The sequence below is a fragment of the Blautia segnis genome (genome assembly GCF_014287535.1).
Taxonomy (GTDB): domain Bacteria; phylum Bacillota; class Clostridia; order Lachnospirales; family Lachnospiraceae; genus Blautia_A; species Blautia_A acetigignens.
In genome coordinates, this window is sequence record NZ_JACOOT010000030.1 from 1 (window position 1) to 17,543 (window position 17,543).

Annotated in this window: 17 protein-coding genes and 1 tRNA gene; 13 read left to right on the forward strand and 5 right to left on the reverse strand. The window is 43.8% G+C overall.

The window, feature by feature from the left end; genetic code table 11:
• The coding region (locus tag H8S54_RS19390; protein ID WP_408610281.1) for a hypothetical protein at window positions 1-206 on the forward strand (206 nt) is incomplete at its 5' end.
• A 294-nt stretch (window positions 207-500) separates the two neighbouring features.
• Here H8S54_RS19390 and H8S54_RS19395 read toward each other — a convergent pair.
• The gene (locus H8S54_RS19395) at window positions 501-1,208 is read right to left on the reverse strand and encodes a DUF6783 domain-containing protein (protein WP_408610282.1); all 708 of its coding nucleotides are present in this window, start codon (window positions 1,206-1,208) and stop codon (window positions 501-503) included.
• Here H8S54_RS19395 and H8S54_RS19055 point away from each other — a divergent pair.
• Window positions 1,158-1,325, forward strand: a complete 168-nt coding sequence (locus H8S54_RS19055) for a DUF6783 domain-containing protein (RefSeq protein WP_334298063.1) — start codon at window positions 1,158-1,160, stop codon at window positions 1,323-1,325. The genes H8S54_RS19395 and H8S54_RS19055 overlap by 51 nt on opposite strands.
• Here H8S54_RS19055 and H8S54_RS12675 read toward each other — a convergent pair.
• Window positions 1,291-1,363, reverse strand: a tRNA-Lys gene (locus tag H8S54_RS12675). The genes H8S54_RS19055 and H8S54_RS12675 overlap by 35 nt on opposite strands.
• A gap of 185 nt (window positions 1,364-1,548) precedes the next feature.
• On the opposite strand from H8S54_RS12675, the gene H8S54_RS19400 reads away from it, so the two are divergent.
• Window positions 1,549-1,614 (forward strand): DUF6783 domain-containing protein, encoded by a 66-nt coding sequence (locus H8S54_RS19400; protein WP_408610283.1) that lies wholly within the window; start codon window positions 1,549-1,551, stop codon window positions 1,612-1,614.
• A gap of 26 nt (window positions 1,615-1,640) precedes the next feature.
• Here the strand turns inward: H8S54_RS19400 and H8S54_RS12680 are convergent, their stop codons facing one another.
• The 3 genes from H8S54_RS12680 to trmB all read right to left on the reverse strand — a co-directional run bounded on the left by H8S54_RS12680 (window position 1,641) and on the right by trmB (window position 6,000).
• Window positions 1,641-5,099 (reverse strand): DEAD/DEAH box helicase, encoded by a 3,459-nt coding sequence (locus H8S54_RS12680; RefSeq protein ID WP_186901611.1) that lies wholly within the window; start codon window positions 5,097-5,099, stop codon window positions 1,641-1,643.
• Window positions 5,096-5,257 carry a hypothetical protein gene (locus tag H8S54_RS12685; protein WP_173767896.1) on the reverse strand — a complete coding sequence of 54 codons (162 nt, stop codon included), beginning with the start codon at window positions 5,255-5,257 and terminating at the stop codon, window positions 5,096-5,098. The genes H8S54_RS12680 and H8S54_RS12685 overlap by 4 nt, the downstream gene beginning before the upstream one ends.
• 89 nt (window positions 5,258-5,346) lie before the next feature.
• Window positions 5,347-6,000 carry a tRNA (guanosine(46)-N7)-methyltransferase TrmB gene (gene trmB / locus H8S54_RS12690; RefSeq protein WP_186901612.1) on the reverse strand — a complete coding sequence of 218 codons (654 nt, stop codon included), beginning with the start codon at window positions 5,998-6,000 and terminating at the stop codon, window positions 5,347-5,349.
• 387 nt (window positions 6,001-6,387) lie between these two features.
• Here trmB and H8S54_RS12695 point away from each other — a divergent pair, with 387 nt between their 5' ends.
• The 10 genes from H8S54_RS12695 to H8S54_RS12740 all read left to right on the forward strand — a co-directional run bounded on the left by H8S54_RS12695 (window position 6,388) and on the right by H8S54_RS12740 (window position 16,989).
• On the forward strand, window positions 6,388-6,708 hold the full coding sequence (locus H8S54_RS12695; protein WP_021924907.1) for a hypothetical protein: 321 nt from the start codon (window positions 6,388-6,390) through the stop codon (window positions 6,706-6,708).
• Window positions 6,708-7,751, forward strand: a complete 1,044-nt coding sequence (locus tag H8S54_RS12700) for a V0D/AC39 family V-type ATPase subunit (protein WP_021924908.1) — start codon at window positions 6,708-6,710, stop codon at window positions 7,749-7,751. Before H8S54_RS12695 ends, H8S54_RS12700 begins: the two co-directional genes overlap by 1 nt.
• An 18-nt stretch (window positions 7,752-7,769) precedes the next feature.
• The gene (locus tag H8S54_RS12705; RefSeq protein WP_117851010.1) at window positions 7,770-9,740 is read left to right on the forward strand and encodes a V-type ATP synthase subunit I; all 1,971 of its coding nucleotides are present in this window, start codon (window positions 7,770-7,772) and stop codon (window positions 9,738-9,740) included.
• Between the two features lie 42 nt (window positions 9,741-9,782).
• Window positions 9,783-10,214 (forward strand): ATP synthase subunit C, encoded by a 432-nt coding sequence (locus H8S54_RS12710; RefSeq protein WP_117851008.1) that lies wholly within the window; start codon window positions 9,783-9,785, stop codon window positions 10,212-10,214.
• Window positions 10,215-10,216: 2 nt separating this feature from the next.
• Window positions 10,217-10,525 (forward strand): V-type ATP synthase subunit F, encoded by a 309-nt coding sequence (locus H8S54_RS12715; protein WP_117851005.1) that lies wholly within the window; start codon window positions 10,217-10,219, stop codon window positions 10,523-10,525.
• 17 nt (window positions 10,526-10,542) lie between these two features.
• Window positions 10,543-11,130, forward strand: a complete 588-nt coding sequence (locus H8S54_RS12720) for a V-type ATP synthase subunit E (protein WP_117851003.1) — start codon at window positions 10,543-10,545, stop codon at window positions 11,128-11,130.
• The gene (locus tag H8S54_RS12725) at window positions 11,123-12,895 is read left to right on the forward strand and encodes a V-type ATP synthase subunit A (protein ID WP_021925071.1); all 1,773 of its coding nucleotides are present in this window, start codon (window positions 11,123-11,125) and stop codon (window positions 12,893-12,895) included. Before H8S54_RS12720 ends, H8S54_RS12725 begins: the two co-directional genes overlap by 8 nt.
• An 18-nt stretch (window positions 12,896-12,913) precedes the next feature.
• A complete protein-coding gene (locus tag H8S54_RS12730; RefSeq protein ID WP_021925070.1) occupies window positions 12,914-14,296 on the forward strand; it encodes a V-type ATP synthase subunit B in 1,383 nt (460 codons plus the stop codon).
• Window positions 14,297-14,313: 17 nt separating this feature from the next.
• Complete coding sequence (locus tag H8S54_RS12735; protein ID WP_021925069.1) at window positions 14,314-14,934, forward strand: V-type ATP synthase subunit D; 621 nt, start codon at window positions 14,314-14,316, stop codon at window positions 14,932-14,934.
• 216 nt (window positions 14,935-15,150) lie between these two features.
• Window positions 15,151-16,989, forward strand: a complete 1,839-nt coding sequence (locus H8S54_RS12740; protein WP_186901613.1) for a hypothetical protein — start codon at window positions 15,151-15,153, stop codon at window positions 16,987-16,989.
• Window positions 16,990-17,543 lie beyond the last annotated feature (554 nt).

Below are 17,543 nucleotides of genomic sequence, written 5' to 3' on the forward strand. Positions count from 1 at the left end.
AACACATTTCAGAAATCTATGCTTTTAATCCAAAAACATTTAAGAGCAGGAGATTTCGAAATAAGCGTGTTCAGGTCTCCTGGGAAAGGAGTACCTATTATGATGGAACTACAAGCTGGCAGTGGAGTACAGGAGGAGCAGAGTATCCTTCCGGCTGCAAAAAAGAAGTACAAGGATACCATTTTTCGAATGCTTTTTTCGGATAAGAAGAATCTGTTGTCGTTGTATAATGCGCTGAACGGGAAAAATTACAGCAACTGTGACCAGTTGGAGATCGTGACCTTAGAGAATGCCATCTACATGAGTATGAAGAATGATCTGGCATTTATTCTGGACCTGGATTTATTCCTGTGGGAACATCAATCCACATACAATCCAAACGTCCCACTGCGTGACCTGATGTACATAGCCAAGGAATACGAGAAGTACATAAAAGAAAAAGGAATTTCCCTATATTCCAGCAGACAGCAGAAAATTCCCGCACCGCAGTTTATTGTATTCTACAACGGAAACCGTAAGATTGGAGAACGTATGGAGCATCGTTTGTCTGATGCATACGAAACAGTCCGAGGAGAGCCTGCACTGGAGCTAAAAGTTTTGGTAATTAACATTAATGAAGGCCACAACCAAAAATTGATGGAAAGCTGCCAGATCCTGAAAGAATATGCCCAGTACGTATCAAAAGTAAGAACATACAAAAAAACGCTGAGTTTAAACGAGGCGGTAGAAAAAGCAGTGGACGAATGCATTCGGGAAGGAATTCTGCGGGAATTTCTCCTGGCGAATAAAGCTGAGGTGGTTGCGATGAGTATATTTGAGTATGACCGGGAGTGGGAAGAAGAGATTTTACGAAAAGAAGAATTCGAGGCTGGGAGAGAAGCGGAACGAAAGAATACAGAAAAAGAGCGGCTGAACGCAGAAAAAGAACATCGTCGTGCAGAGTCAGAGAAAATACGTGCTGACAATGCGGAAAAGGAACTTTTACTTCTAAAAGAAAAGCTTGCTTTAATGCAAGGCAAGTAAGCAGAAGATTGAATACCTAATTTTACAGGACCAGGGAATGGCAGTACTATGTGCTGATGTTTTCCTGGTTCTATTTTTGAAGACGCATAAGGAATATGCAAGAACCCAGATAGCCATTGTTTTCTAGGGCATGTTTGAAAAATCATTCCTGCAATCTGCACGCCCCACTTTGCGGTATATTTCACCCGAATTCGGTTGTCGTAGCCAGGGCACAAAAAAACACCGTCCCCGCGGCAATCGCTTTGTCCGCAAAAACAGTGCTTTCAGTGCGCCTTCAGGGGTTCGAACCCTGGACACCCTGATTAAGAGTCAGGTGCTCTACCAACTGAGCTAAAGGCGCTTTTTTTATTTCGTTGATTTGTTATTTCCTCAACGCAAGATGTATTATAGCATATGGAAGATAAAAGTCAATAGGAATTTTATAATTTTTTTAAATTTTTTCGAAAATATTTACGATTGCTGTTGCCTGGACGATAAATGCGGTTATTTGTAGGTATTCGAGGGTTAAAAAATCATTTCTGCAAAATGTACACCTCGGCAAATTGTGATGTACACCTTGCAGAAAGTCTTTTTCAAACACGCTCTAAGTAATGGAAGAAAATAATAAAAAATATTTCCTATAACAGCTCCAGAATATCCTCCCTGCTCATGCTGCCAAGCTGTCCCATATCACCGCTGATGATCTGTTCAGCGAGATTTTGCTTGGCGTCCTGAAGCTTCTGGATTTTTTCTTCAATAGTATTTCGGGCAATCAGCTTGTACACCGTTACTTTTTTGGTCTGACCAATGCGGTGGGCGCGGTCTGTGGCCTGATTTTGCACTGCTTGGTTCCACCAGGGATCATAGTGGATAACCACATCTGCTCCTGTAAGATTCAATCCCACGCCGCCTGCTTTCAGGGAGATGAGAAATACAGGGGTAGTGTCCGAATTAAATTGCTTTACCAGCTCCTGACGCTTTTGCTTGGACGTTTCCCCGGTAATAATATAATAAGGAATTCCCTCTTTTTCCAGCTTATCCTGAAGAATGGCCAGCATAGAGGTAAACTGGGAAAACAAAAGCATACGATGACCGCCGTCCATGGCACTCTGGATCAGCTGCATGCAGCCTTCCAGCTTGGCAGCTTCTCCCCGATAATTTTCAAAGCAAAGAGAAGGTGAACAGCAGATCTGTCTCAGTTTTGTAAGCTCAGCAAGGATCCACAGTTTATTTTTATTAAATTCACCCTCGTCCTGCTGGGCGATTTTTTCTTTCATATGTACAACCTGTGCGTCATACAGCTTTTGCTGAGCATCTTCGAATTTGACATAACGGATTTCCTCCAGCTTTTCCGGAAGATCCTTAAGTACATCTTCTTTCAGACGGCGCAGAATAAATGGGGAAACCATTTTCTGCAGGCGCGTCATAGCTGCTTCATCTTCATTTTTTACAATTGGAGTTTCAAATTCCTTCTTGAAGGTATCATATCCATAGAGAAATCCAGGCATTAAATAATCGAAAATACTCCAAAGCTCACTGAGGCGGTTTTCAATAGGAGTGCCGGTAAGGGCATAACGGGTTTGGCTTTGAATCACTTTTACAGATTTGGCAGCTGCAGTTGTGTGATTTTTAATATACTGTGCTTCGTCAATAATTTCGTATAAGAATTCTTTTTCCTCATACTGATCGATATCTCTTTTCAAAAGGTCATAGGAAGTCACCAGAACGTCGAAATTCTGGTATTCCTGAAGCTTTTTCTGACGATCTGCCTGACTTCCGGCGATCAGGGAAACCGTTAAAGCAGGAGCAAATCTGGCAAGCTCTTCACCCCAGTTAAAGACGAGAGCTGCCGGGGCAACTACCAGAGAAGTACCCTTTTTTCCCTCAAGCTTTGCGGCGAGAAGAACTGCGATAACCTGCAGTGTTTTTCCAAGACCCATATCATCAGCAAGGATACCGCCAAATTTCCAGGCTTCCAGGGTGCGAAGCCATTTATAGCCGTTTTTCTGATATTGACGCATAATTTTGGAAAGACTTTCCGGCTCTTCGAAATCAGCGTCATTGATAGTCTTAAAGCCTTTTACGATTTCACGGAAATGGCGGTCGCGGTTGGCATAAATGTTCTCATTGCTTTCCAGCATCTGATCCAGATATAAGGTACGGTATGCAGGAAGGTGCATCTTCCCCTTGACAAATTCTTTGGGGGTAAGGTGGAGGGTTTTCATCAGCTCCGCCAGCATTTCCAGATTTTGCTCCTGCAGGTTTACAAACTCGCCGGATTTCAGCTTGTAATATTTTTTCTTCTGTTGATAGCTTTTCAGGACATCCAAAAGCTCCTGACTGGAAATATCATCTGTGGAAATATTCAGATCCAGAAGTCCTCCGGACAAGGATACGCCCACAGAAACTTTTACTGTTTTCAGGGTGTGCTTGCTTCGGAAACGATTGGTGCAGCGTACCTCACCAAGCTCCATAAGAGCGTCCGTTCCAGATTCCATCATATGATAAACCAGATCCTCTTCTCCGGCACAGTGCAGGACGTCAAAGTCGGCATCATAATAAGGCAGCCATTCCATTGCCTGTCCAAGAACACTGTTTTCCAGAGGAAAATCACGGAATTGTTGCTCCGTGCGAATGCTGTTGTCGAAAAAGGCCTTGCATAAGGAATACTCTTTTTGACCGTAAAAAGAGCTTATTTTGCAGGTGATATTGTCGTCTTCCATATCCAGATAAAATACAAAATGCGCTTCCGGAGTCAGATACTGCCTGAATTTTTCAGGATTTTCTTCCGTAATATCAGCAATATCCTGTAACTGGGGCAGTACATTGTGGTAAAAATTAGATAATGTATTGCGGCCCATCTGGAAATGAAACTGTCCATTGCGGGAAAGGTCTGACAAGGGCTTTGCTTTTTCCATAAAATCAGGTTCTGCTTTGCAAAAGCGGTCATCCTGAATGAAATACGCAAAGTCCATTCCGTGAAATAACTCTGGCAGGCTTCCTTTTACAGTGACACCGTCAAACTGGTTGTTATTTTTGGAAGCATCCAGAATCTGCATGGTGATCCGGGGATTTCCAATAGCACAATGAAGCTGGGCTTTCTTTTTTGCGGCAGAATCAGATTTATTTTCAAACTCAATTTTGTCCTCCGACAGATTTTCATAAAAGCTGTCCAGGCGCCAGCCAAACAGCTCCAGGGAACTGCCAACATTAAATTTCTTAGGGAGATATGTGCCGGAAGCTTCGATTTTATTAACAAAACGTGCTTCTTCCCGGACAATCTGGTCGATAAAACGGATCCATTTCTGACTTTTTTCCGTAAAATCCTGCAGCTTGTGGCTGATTACAGTGCTTGTTCCGTATTTGACAGTTTCACTGTTATGGACCTGACTGCAGAAATCGTCCAGCTTTTTCACAACAAATAGTTTGTCTGTACCGACTTTAAATGAAACAGATAACTGGCTGTCTTTTTGTGTCAGGCGGGGAATCAGGGAAACACTGGGAGCAGAAGGAGCAGGCTGTTCTTTTTGGGTATTTTTTATCTGTCCTTTTCGATAGGTGGACAGAAGATAATTGCCATTCATATCAGTTGCATCTGCAAAATTATTTTGTTTTACAAAATCTTTGATGTAAAAGGCAAGGGCAGCGGTATACTGGCACTTGGCATTGTCAGAGTACCAGCCCCAGTATTTCCTGCTGCATTCCGGGCAGTAACATTTAGAGTAAGTTATTTCCTTATTATTGAAGATAATTGTTGTATGAAAGGTATCTCTTCCGACATTAAAGACAGCATCTGCCTGTCCGCATCGTTCTCCCAGATGAGAATAGCCGCTTGAGATATCTGAGATGTTTACTTTATTCTGGCGGTAGATTGCTTCGCCATTTTTCTTATCTTTAGCAGAAAGCTTCAAAGATGCAAGAATCTTGTCACCGTCAAAATAAGTATAATTTTTTAGCTTAAGGAGATTTTCTTCTAATGCGGAATCATCTTCAGAATCATTGTTGTTACGGGCACCGCCAAGTAACTGATACATATTATCATTTTGCGTTCCCTTGCTGGTGGTAGTGGGTGAGAGGTTTTTTTTCCATTCTATCATTTTTTCTCTTTCTCTTTCTTATCTTTCGGAAACATGCCGTCTAAAAGTTTAGAGAGTTCGTTGGCGTGTTTTTTGACGCCGGAGAAGCGGTCATTCATGTTTTTGTGTTCGTAGCGGAACTGGGCAGCATATTTTTGCAGTGGGGTGGTTCGTTTCATAATAAAAATCTCCTGTCGGGGTAGAACCTTCTTTATTACAATATGAAGACACAGAAAAAAGGTGCATACCTGACAGGAGTGTGTGAAATTTATCGGCTGATGATCATTTTACAGATGGGATTTCCCATAGAAGAGAATTTCTCTTCATATTCGGTCATGACATTTCCTTTCATCATTTCTTCGTTGTGATGAAGGTCAAAGGTGTGGGCTTCTAATTTCCATCCGGCTTCCGGAACTTCTTCCAGGGAAAAATCAAAGAGACCGCGGTTGTCGGTTTTGAATTCAATAGTGCCTTCCAGGGTGAGAATCTGGTCATAGCGGGCGAGAAATTCACGGGAAGTCAGTCTTCTGGAGGCATGGCGGGCCTTTGGCCATGGATCGGAGAAGTTAAGATAAATTTTTGCCACTTCCCCTTTTTCAAAAACTTCCGGAAGAAGTCTGGCGTCCATGCGCATGAACATTAAATTGGAAAGATTTTCTCCCTCTTCTGCAAGAGCCTCCCGCTTCTGGATAGCGCGAAGGAGCACGCTGTCATACATTTCGATTCCGATATAATTGATCTCCGGGTGAAGCCGGGCCATATCCATAAGAAAGCGGCCTTTTCCCATGCCTACTTCCAGGTGGATGGGCTGGTTCTGTAGGAAAACCTTGTCCCAGCACCCTTTATTTTCCTGGGGATTCTGGATTACATAAATACTTTCTTCAATGGCGTCTTTGGCGCCGGGGATATTTCTAAGTCGCATAAATGCCTCCTGACATAATGTTTTAATATTTAAAACTGCTGATACAGCAAAAATTAAGACAGATTCATATGGGCTCTGTTTATGATTTCATGCAGACGATATCTGTTTTCATGAAACCTACTATACATGATTTTCCGTGTTTTCGCAATAATAGGATAAGGAAGGCAGGGACTGGAAAATTAATAACTGGCAGGTAAACTTTCTTATTATAGTAAATACGTGTACCCATTATTAAAAATTGGTATGACAGATTTTGAAAAGATTGTTAATTTTTAGTCACATTATCTGGAATTTTGGCGCATTTTTATGAAAAATTTAGGCAAACTTTGACTGGCTTTTTCTGTGAAATAGATGTAAAATACTTAAAAATTGAAAAGGAGGGGAAAAATGGAACAGATAATCGGTAAATTATCCGAGATAGAGACCACTGCACAGAGCATTATGAATGATGCCGCGCAGAAGAAGAAAGCTCTTTCAGCTGAGATGGAAAGGCAGTCCAAGGAATTTGACACCCAGCTGGAGAAACACACCGAAGAGCAGATTCAGGAAATACGCCGTAATCTTGAAGGTGAGAAGGATAAGCGCCTTGCTTCCCTGCGTGAAGATACACAGGCAGCCTTAAGTGAGCTCGACGCTTACTACGCGAAGAATCACGAACGCCTTTCCAAAGAAATTTTTGAAAAGATCATTCAGGAGGAAGTGATGTAATGGGAAGCGTTCTTTCCTACAGCGGAGTTTCCACGAAAATACGCGCTATGAGCAGTCATCTGGTAACAGATGAACAGCTTCAGGAAATTGTCCGTTTTTCGGATGTTCCACAGGTAGCTGCTTATTTGAAAAAAACGCCGGAATATGCGAAGGCCTGGTCTGATCTTGATGAGAACAATCTTCATCGAGGTGAGATTGAGAAGCTTCTGAAGAAATCCATTTTCGGAAATTTCTCCCGCATTTATAATTTTGCAAACAAGGAACAGCGCAAATTCCTGGCACTTTATTCCAAGCGCTACGAAATCCGTGTTCTGAAAGAGATCCTTACGAATCTCTTTGATCACAGAAGCACCAATCCTGTGGATATGAGTCCTTACCGTGACTTTTTCCTGCACCATTCCAAGCTGGATCTTGACAGACTGGTAAGTGCCGGAAATATGGATGAATTCATGACAGCCCTGAAGGGAAATGAATTTTACGCTCCTCTTTTGAGCGTATATGAGAACGGCAATGGACTTTTATTTGACTACGGAATGGCTCTTGATCTTTATTATTTCAATCAGATCTGGAGTGTCCGCAAAAAGTTATTCAAGGGAAATGACTTAGACGAGATCACCAAGGCTTACGGCGAGAAATTTGATATGCTGAATCTGCAGTTTATCTTAAGATCCAAGCGTTATTACAAAATGGAGCCTGCAGCCATCTACGCACAGCTGATTCCCGTGAATTATAAACTAAAGAAAGAAGAAATCACAGCCATGGTAGAAGCTACCAGCAGAGAAGAAGGTGAGCAGATTTTCAACCGTACCTGGTACGGCCGGAAATATCAGCAGATGAACCTGATTTCCATGGAGGAGCTTTATAACAACATGCTCCGTACTGTCCTGGAAAAAGAGGCTCGCAAAGATCCTTATTCCGTAGCTGTTTTGTATTCTTATCTTTATCACAAAGAACATGAGGTAAACCGTCTGACCATCGCACTGGAGTGTGTTCGTTACCAGGTTGATCCGGACGAGGCAATGCGTTATGTTCACAACAATTAGTAACCCGGAGGTAGCAATGTGATTGAGAAAATGAAATTTGTCAGCATTACCGGGCCAAGGGAGGATATCGACCGAGTTGTAAACAATTACCTCAGCCGGTATGAGATTCATCTGGAAAATGCTCTTACAGAGCTGACAGATGTGAAGAATCTTTCCCCGTACCTTGAGATCAATCCGTATAAAGAAGCTTTAAGCACCATCGGAAGCTTCTATGAAGAGGTTGAGAACCCGGAGCAGGCTTCTGCGAAGAAGCTTCCAATCGAAAAAGCGCTCTCTCTTGTACAGCAGATCAAAGACGAAGCGGACGTTCTGAATAAGACCCGCCAGGAACTGGAAGAGAAACGTGATTCCCTGTCAGAATCACTTCGAATCATCTATCCGTTCCGAAATGTAGACTTTGATGTGCAGTCTATCCTGAAAATGCGTTATATCCATTATCGCTTTGGACGGATCGAGAAAGATTATTTCGAGAAATTCAAAACCTACATTTATGACAATCTGGACACGATTTTCATTAAATGTGATGAAGACGAACGTTATATCTGGGGAATTTATTTTGTTCCCGTTCACGAAGCACAGCGGATCCATGCCGTATATTCTGCTATGCACTTTGAAAAAATTTATGTACCGGATCAGTATGATGGAACTGCCAAGGCTGCTTTCACAGCACTTGAAGCAGAGTATAAGAAGACGATCGCTGACCTGGATGCAAACAAAGCGGCAAGAAAAGCTTTCTTTAAGAAATATGCATCTGACATTGCTTCAAGCAAGCTGACACTTTCCCAGTTTTCACGGAACTTTGATATCCGTAAGCTGGCAGCCTGCACACATGGAGACAACAGCGCGGATGCGTCAGCTGATTATAAGCCGAAGGAGCCGTTCTATATTCTTTGCGGCTGGATGACAGAGAAAGATGCAAAAGCTTTCCAGAATGATATTTCCGGAGATGCCCGTATCTTCTGCCTGATCGATGAGAATGAGCAGGAGGATGCCCACAAGACACCGCCTACCAAGCTGAAGAACCCCAAGCTTTTCAAGCCATTCGAAATGTACACCAAAATGTATGGCCTTCCGGCTTACGGAGAGATGGACCCCACCTGGTTTATCGCCCTTACTTATTCCTTTATTTTCGGCGCAATGTTCGGAGATGCAGGACAGGGACTGGTTTTACTTATTGGCGGATTCCTTCTTTACAAGTTCAAGCATATTGACCTTGCCGGAATCATCAGCTGTGCCGGAATCTTTTCCACATTCTTTGGCTTCATGTTCGGCAGCTTCTTTGGATTTGAGGATATTATAGAACCTGTCTGGCTGCGCCCAATGGATGCCATGATGGATGTGCCTTTTATTGGAAAACTGAACACCGTATTTATTATCGCCATCGGCTTTGGTATGGGAATCATTCTTCTGTGTATGATCTTTAATATTATGAATTCCCTGAAAGCGAAAGATACAGAGAAGGTATGGTTCGATACCAACTCTGTTGCAGGCCTTGTATTCTATGGCTCCGCAGTTATTGTAATTGCTCTGTTTATGACAGGCCATAAGCTTCCGGGCGGTATCGTTCTTTGCATTATGTTTATCCTTCCGCTGCTTGTAATGTTCTTAAAAGAGCCTCTTACAAACCTTGTGGAAAAGAAACCGGCAGCTTTTGAAGGCGGTGTGGGAATGTTTATCGTTCAGGGATTTTTCGAAATGTTCGAGGTTCTTCTGAGCTACTTCTCCAACACACTTTCTTTCGTGCGTATCGGAGCTTATGCAGTCAGCCATGCGGCTATGATGCAGGTTGTGCTGATGCTGGCCGGTGCTGAGAACGGAAGCCCGAACTGGGTAGTAATCGTTCTTGGAAATATTTTCGTATGCGGTCTTGAGGGTCTGATCGTTGGTATCCAGGTACTCAGACTTGAATATTACGAGATGTTCAGCCGTTTCTACAAAGGAAGCGGAAGAAAATTCGAGCCGTTCCGTTCTGATGCGGAGGCAAAATAAATTTAATTTATGAAAGATTGAATTACGAGGAGGTCAATTATCATGACAGTTATGACACAGATTATCTTAGCAGTAGCGCTTGTATTAAGCATTATCGTTCCATTTGGTTATTATTTCATCGGCGAGAAGAGCCGTGGACGTTACAAAACAACAATTGCAACAAACGCATTTTTCTTCTTTGGTACCATGTTAGTAGCAGCAATGGTTATGTTTGCAGGAAGCTCTTCTGTACAGGCTGCAACAAGCGCTGATGCAGGTCTTGCAACAGGTCTTGGATATATCGCAGCAGCTCTTGTTACAGGTCTTTCCTGTATCGGTGGTGGTATTGCCGTAGCCAGTGCGGCAAGTGCAGCTCTTGGTGCAATCAGCGAGGATCAGAGCATTCTTGGTAAATCTCTTATCTTCGTAGGTCTTGCCGAAGGTGTTGCTCTTTATGGTCTGATCATTTCCTTCATGATCATCGGTAAATTATAATTATGAAAATGTTTTTGATCAGTGACAACATCGATACCTGCACAGGGATGAGACTGGCAGGTGTGGAAGGCGTTGTAGTCCATGAGCGTGACGAACTGAAGGACGCTCTGGAAAAAGCGATCGCCAACAAAGAAATCGGGATTCTCCTTCTGACCGAGAAATTCGGCCGGGAGTTTCCCCAGATCGTGGACGATGTAAAGCTGAACCATAAAACGCCTTTGATCATCGAAATCCCTGACAGGCATGGTACAGGCCGTAAACCTGATTTTATTACCGGATATGTTAACGAAGCCATTGGCTTAAAGTTATAGGCAGGAGAAGACCAAGCATGACAATTGAAGAAAAACTGCAGCATTTCTATGACACTTCCGTTGCGGAAGCCCAGACAGAGGCTGAGAATACACTGGAAGCCCATAAGAAGAGCCTGGAAGAAATGCTGGAAAAGCATAAAGAATCAAGAAAAATGGATGCCGAGGCACAGATCAAGGCCGAGACAGAAAATGCAACCCGCGAGGTAAACAAGGCACTTTCTGCTGAGCAGCTGACTTTAAGACGTGACTGGACAACCAAACAGAATGAGCTTAGAAATGAGCTTTTTGTAGAAGTTAAGAATCATCTGGAAGACTTTATGGCAAGCCCGGAATATCAGGATTATCTTTGCCAGAAGATCCAGAAGGCAAGAGAGTTTGCGGGAAATGATGAGATCTTCATCTATCTTTCCCCGGAAGATACAGCACTGCAGCGTTCCATTGTGGCAAAAACAGGATTTGCTGTTGAGATTTCTAATGAGCCGTTTATGGGCGGCATCAAAGCTACCATCCCGGCGAAGAACATCCTGATTGACAACTCTTTTATGGGCGCTTATGAAACACTGAAGAAAGAATTTAAATTTGACGGAGGGCTGAGCCATGAATAAAACAGGTATTATCTACGGCGTTAACGGTCCTGTTATTTATCTGAAAGGTGATCCCGGATTCAAGATTTCCGAGATGGTTTATGTTGGACCTGAGAAACTGGTAGGAGAGGTTATCGGCCTGAAAAAGGGCATGACCACTGTACAGGTTTTCGAGGAGACAACAGGACTGAAGCCAGGAGATACAGTAATAGGAACAGGCGATGCCATTTCCGTTCTTCTTGGACCTGGAATCATCCACAATATTTTCGATGGTATCCAGCGTCCTCTGGAGGAGATTGCCAAGTCCTCCGGTAAATATATTTCCCGTGGTGTCAGCGTTGATTCCCTTGACACTTCCAAGAAATGGGATGTACACGTAACCGTTAAGGTTGGAGATGTGGTAAGCGCAGGAACTATTATTGCTGAGACACAGGAGACAGCTTCCATTCTTCACAAATCCATGGTTCCTCCTACAATTGGAGGAGAGGCTGAGGTTATTAAGGCTGTTCCGGATGGAGCTTATACCATTCTGGAGCCTATCGTAACTGTTCGTCTTTCTGACGGCAGCGAGAAAGAGATCGCCCTTGCTCAGAAATGGCCGATTCGTGTTCCAAGACCAACCTACAAACGTTTCCCTGCAAGCGTTCCGCTGGTAACCGGACAGCGTATCCTGGATACCCTTTTCCCCATTGCAAAAGGCGGTACAGCAGCAATTCCTGGCGGTTTCGGTACTGGAAAAACAATGACACAGCACCAAATCGCAAAGTGGTCTGACGCAGATATTATTATCTATATTGGATGCGGTGAGCGTGGAAACGAGATGACACAGGTTCTGGAAGACTTCAGTAAACTGATCGACCCGAAATCCGGAAACCTGATGATGGACCGTACAACCCTGATCGCCAATACTTCCAACATGCCTGTTGCAGCCCGTGAGGCTTCTATTTATACAGGTGTAACACTTGCTGAGTATTACCGAGACATGGGTTATGATGTTGCGATCATGGCAGACTCCACTTCCCGTTGGGCTGAGGCTCTTCGTGAGTTATCAGGACGTCTGGAGGAAATGCCTGCTGAGGAAGGTTTCCCGGCTTATCTGGCTTCCAAGCTTTCTGCTTTCTATGAGAGAGCTGGTATGATGCAGAACTTAAACGGTACAGAAGGTTCCGTTTCCATTATCGGAGCGGTTTCCCCACAGGGTGGTGACTTCTCTGAACCGGTTACACAGAATACAAAGCGTTTCGTCCGCTGCTTCTGGGGACTGGACAAGTCTCTTGCCTATGCCCGTCACTTCCCGGCAATCCACTGGCTGACAAGCTACAGTGAGTACCTGGAGGACTTAAGTCCGTGGTATAGAGATAATGTTTCCGGTAAATTTGTCAGCGACCGTAATCAGTTGATGGCAATTCTGAACCAGGAGAGTTCTCTTATGGAGATTGTTAAGCTGATCGGTAGCGATGTTCTTCCGGATGATCAGAAGCTGACACTGGAAATCGCAAGGGTTATTCGTCTTGGATTCCTTCAGCAGAATGCATTCCATGCAGAGGATACCTGCGTGCCAATGAGCAAGCAGTTTAATATGATGGAGATTATCCTTTATCTTTATGAGAAATGCCGTTCCCTTGTAAACCAGGGAATGCCGGTTTCCGTACTGAAGGAGGACAACATTTTTGAGCGTGTAATTGCCATCAAATATGATGTTCCGAATAACAAACCTGAGATGTTTGACCAGTATAAGGCTGACATCGACAGATTCTATGATAACGTATTAGAGAGAAACGGCTGATAGGGAGGTAAGTTTTTTATGGCAATCGAATATTTAGGCCTTAGTGAAATAAACGGCCCTCTTGTAGTTCTGGAAGGCGTTAAGAACGCTTCCTACGAGGAAATCGTCTCCTTCCGTATGGATGACGGTACCGAAAAACTTGGCCGTATCATTGAAATATACGAGGATAAAGCAGTTATCCAGGTTTTCGAGGGTACAGACAATATGTCCCTTGGAAATACTCATACACGCCTTAGCGGTCATCCGATGGAAATCGGACTTTCCCCGGAGATCCTGGGACGTACCTTTAACGGTATTGGACAGCCTATTGATGGTCTTGGTGAGATCACTCCTGAGGTTAGTCTGAATATCAACGGTTTACCGCTGAACCCGGTTACCCGTGAGTATCCGCGAAACTACATCAATACAGGTATTTCTGCCATTGATGGTCTGACCACACTGATTCGTGGACAGAAGCTTCCGATTTTCTCCGGAAACGGTCTTCCTCATGACAAGCTGGCTGCACAGATCGTACGTCAGGCTTCTCTTGGTGCCGATTCTGATGAAAATTTCGCTATTGTATTTGCTGCAATGGGTGTTAAGTATGATGTTGCTGAGTTTTTCCGCAGAACCTTTGAGGAGAGTGGTGCTTCCGACCATGTTGTTATGTTCCTGAATCTGGCAAATGATCCAACTGTTGAGCGTCTTCTGACTCCGAAAATCGCATTGACTGCAGCAGAGTATCTTGCTTTTGAAAAGGGAATGCATATTCTGGTTATCCTTACAGACATTACCTCTTTCTGTGAGGCAATGCGTGAGGTTTCTTCTTCTAAAGGTGAGATTCCTTCCCGTAAGGGTTATCCTGGATATCTTTACAGTGAGCTTGCTACTTTATATGAGCGTGCAGGTATCGTTTCTGGCGGTACAGGTTCTGTTACACAGATCCCGATTCTGACTATGCCTAATGATGATATTACGCACCCGATTCCTGACCTTACCGGTTATATTACTGAGGGTCAGATCGTTCTGGACAGACAGCTTCATGGCCAGGGCGTTTACCCGCCGATCAATGTTCTGCCGTCACTTTCCCGTCTGATGAAGGATGGTATTGGTGAAGGCTTTACAAGAGCAGATCATCAAGATGTTGCGAACCAGCTGTTTTCCTGTTATGCCAAGGTTGGTGACGCGAGAGCGCTTGCTTCTGTTATCGGTGAGGATGAGCTTTCTCCTTTGGATAAGAAGTATCTGCAGTTTGGTAAGGCGTTTGAGGCTGAGTTTGTGGGACAGACGGATACAGAGAACAGAAGTATTATTGATACCCTGAATAAGGGCTGGGAGCTTCTGGGTATGCTTCCTAAGGAAGAGCTTGACCGTATTGATACTAAGATTCTGGATCAGTATTATCACGAGACGACCAAATAAAGAGTGAGGTGACTTGAATGGATCCGAATACGTTTCCTACCAAGGGTAATTTAATTCTGGCTAAGAATTCTCTTGCTCTTTCCCGTCAGGGTTATGAACTGATGGATAAAAAGCGTAATATTCTGATTCGTGAGATGATGAATCTGGTTGATCAGGCGAAGGATATTCAGGGGCAGATTGATGAGACGTTCCGTACGGCTTATGCGGCTTTGCAGAGGGCGAATATGGAGATGGGTATCGCGTTTGTGGATCAGATTTCGCATACGGTGCCGATTGAGGATTCGATTCGTATTAAGACGCGTAGCGTCATGGGTACAGAAATTCCGCTTGTGGAGTATGACAAGTCAGGAAATGTTCCTACGTATGCTTATTATAGTACGAAGATGTCTCTGGATGAGGCGAAGGCGGCTTTTGAGAGGGTGAAGGAGCTTTCGATTAAGCTGTCTATGATTGAGAATTCGGCGATTCGTCTGGCCAGCAATATTAAGAAGACGCAGAAGAGGGCGAATGCGCTGAAGAATATTACGATTCCGAAGTTTGAAGCTCTGACAAAGGATATTTCCAATGCTTTGGAGGAGAAGGAGCGAGAGGAATTTACACGACTTAAGGTTATTAAGAGGATGAAGCAGGGTGCGTGATGGCGCACCCTGTTTTTTTCGGCTTGAAATATGAGTTCACAGTTTTTTACGAGAGTACCCATAGAATGAACACCATTTCCCCATTTTTGGGACACAAATTGTTTGTATAGTATAAGCCATAAGGAACACAAAAACAAAGACGATTCAAAGGAGAAGTGGATGAGGGCTTTGAGAGTGGATCGGATGAATATGAATACAGAAAGGAAATGAATGGGTATGAAACGTAGATATTTAGCAGTTTTAATGGGTGTTATGGTAGCAACAACTTCTGTTCCGGCTATGGTTTATGCGGAGGATGTTAAGACGGAGCGTGCAGCGGATGAGGCTTCTGACGAAAGTAGTGAGAAGGCTGATGGCAGTGATGAGAATGCACAGAGTGATGAAGCTGAGGAGAATGTGGTTCTTGGTGAGGTGAAATCGGTTTCGGATACGGAGATTACTATTGCGGTTGGTACTATGAAGGAAATGGGGCAGCCGGGTGGTAATGGTCAGGGCCAGACGATTACTATTACAGAGAATACTGTGATTACGAAACAGTCTGGCGGTATGCAGCAGGGCCAGACTGGCGGAGACGGTCAGAACGGTGGAGTACCGGAGAAGCCAGATGGAGACGGACAGGGTGCAGAGGCTGAGGAAATTTCACTTTCTGATATTCAGGAAGGGGATATTGTTTCCATTACATTAGATGAAGACGGAAATGCAGCGAGCATTACTGTAATGTCCATGGAAATGAGCGGACAGTCTCAGGGTGTTGACAGTTATACAGCTGTAAATGAATATACAGAGGACACGACCGTATCTGGTGAGACTTTGGAGTCTACTGGTACAGATGAGAACGCAGCTTTGATTTCTTCCGGAGCAAGCGTAACCCTTGATAATGATACCATTACAAGAACTTCTGACAGCAGCACAGGCGGAGACAATTCCAGCTTCTATGGCGTTGGCGCAGCGGTTCTGGAAACAGACGGTACTGCTTATGTAAAGGATGGCAGCGTGACAACCGATGCAGCTGGCGGTGCAGGACTTTTTGCATATGGAGATGGAACGGTATATGCTTCCGGTACAACTGTAAAAACAACACAAGATACCTCAGGCGGTGTTCATGTAGCTGGCGGCGGTACACTTTATGGATGGAACCTGGATGTTGAGACCAACGGAGAGTCTTCTGCGGCAATCAGAAGTGACAGAGGCGGCGGAACAATGGTAATTGATGGAGGAAATTATGTTTCCAACGGTGTTGGTTCCCCGGCTATTTACAGCACAGCTGACATTGCGGTAAGCAACGCGAGCCTGACAGCAAACGGTTCCGAGGCAGTCTGCATCGAAGGTCTGAACTCCATTCACCTTTATGACTGTGATCTGACTGGAAACATGAGTGACCTGGATCAGAACGACAATACCTGGACCGTTATTCTTTATCAGAGCATGTCCGGTGACTCTGAGGTTGGAAACAGTACCTTCCAGATGGACGGCGGCAGCCTGACTTCTGAAAACGGCGACGTGTTCTACACAACCAATACAGAAAGTACCATTACTTTAAGTAATGTTGACATTAACTATAACGACGATAATGAATTTTTTCTGCAGTGCACAGGCAACACCAACCAGAGAGGCTGGGGCCAGTCTGGAGCAAACGGTGCGGACTGCCATTTCACAGGCATCAGCCAGGATATGCAGGGCAATGTGATCTGGGATTCTATCAGCGACCTTGATTTCTATCTGACAGAGGGCAGCAGCCTGACAGGCGCTGTTGTAGATGATGAGACATACGCTGGCGAAGGCGGAGACGGATACTGCAACGTCTATGTAAGCTCCGATTCCACCTGGACTGTAACTGGTGACAGCACAGTTTCTTCCCTGGAAAATGAGGGCACAATTGTTGACAGCGAAGGAAAAACTGTAACCATTCAGGGTACAGACGGAACTGTTTATGTACAGGGCGACAGCGAGTACACAATCACAACAGGCTCCTACAGTGATTCTGTAGATCTGTCCGGCGCAACATCAATCCAGGATCAGAGCGCTTATACAGTAGAGAAACCAGACCAGCTTTAAAATCAGGAAAATAGTAGTGAGAGTTGCTGCAAAGTAAAGGCAGACAGGTATAAACAGAATAAAATTTTATAAATGAAATAATTGAAAAGCCATATTCCTTGAAGTGAGATGCGAACACTTACTGGGGAATATGGCTTTTATTTTGCAGATTTTGGACATAAAAAAATCCCCCTAAAAAGAAGGAGGGCCGGACCAATTGGTCCGGCAAGTATGAAAAAGAAAAAGTTAATTGTTAATCTATGTAAAAAAGCTTTCGCTTTATTTGTTTATTAATATACCCGGAATTTGTGATGAATCTGTGAGAAGGAATTGAAAAAAGTATGATTAAAATCTAAAGAACTTATAAACTGGAAGCTCTCAAAATAACAGCCCGAGATACAAAATATCACTTTTTGCAATATATTTCCCATAAAATACAATAGACTATGGCGATAATTTCTGTATAATAGAAAGTAATAATGCAAATCGCCAGAAGATTTATAACTGATGTCAGAAAATTAAAATGTATGACCTGACAACATAATATTAGCCGGAAATCTTCATGGGAGAAATTG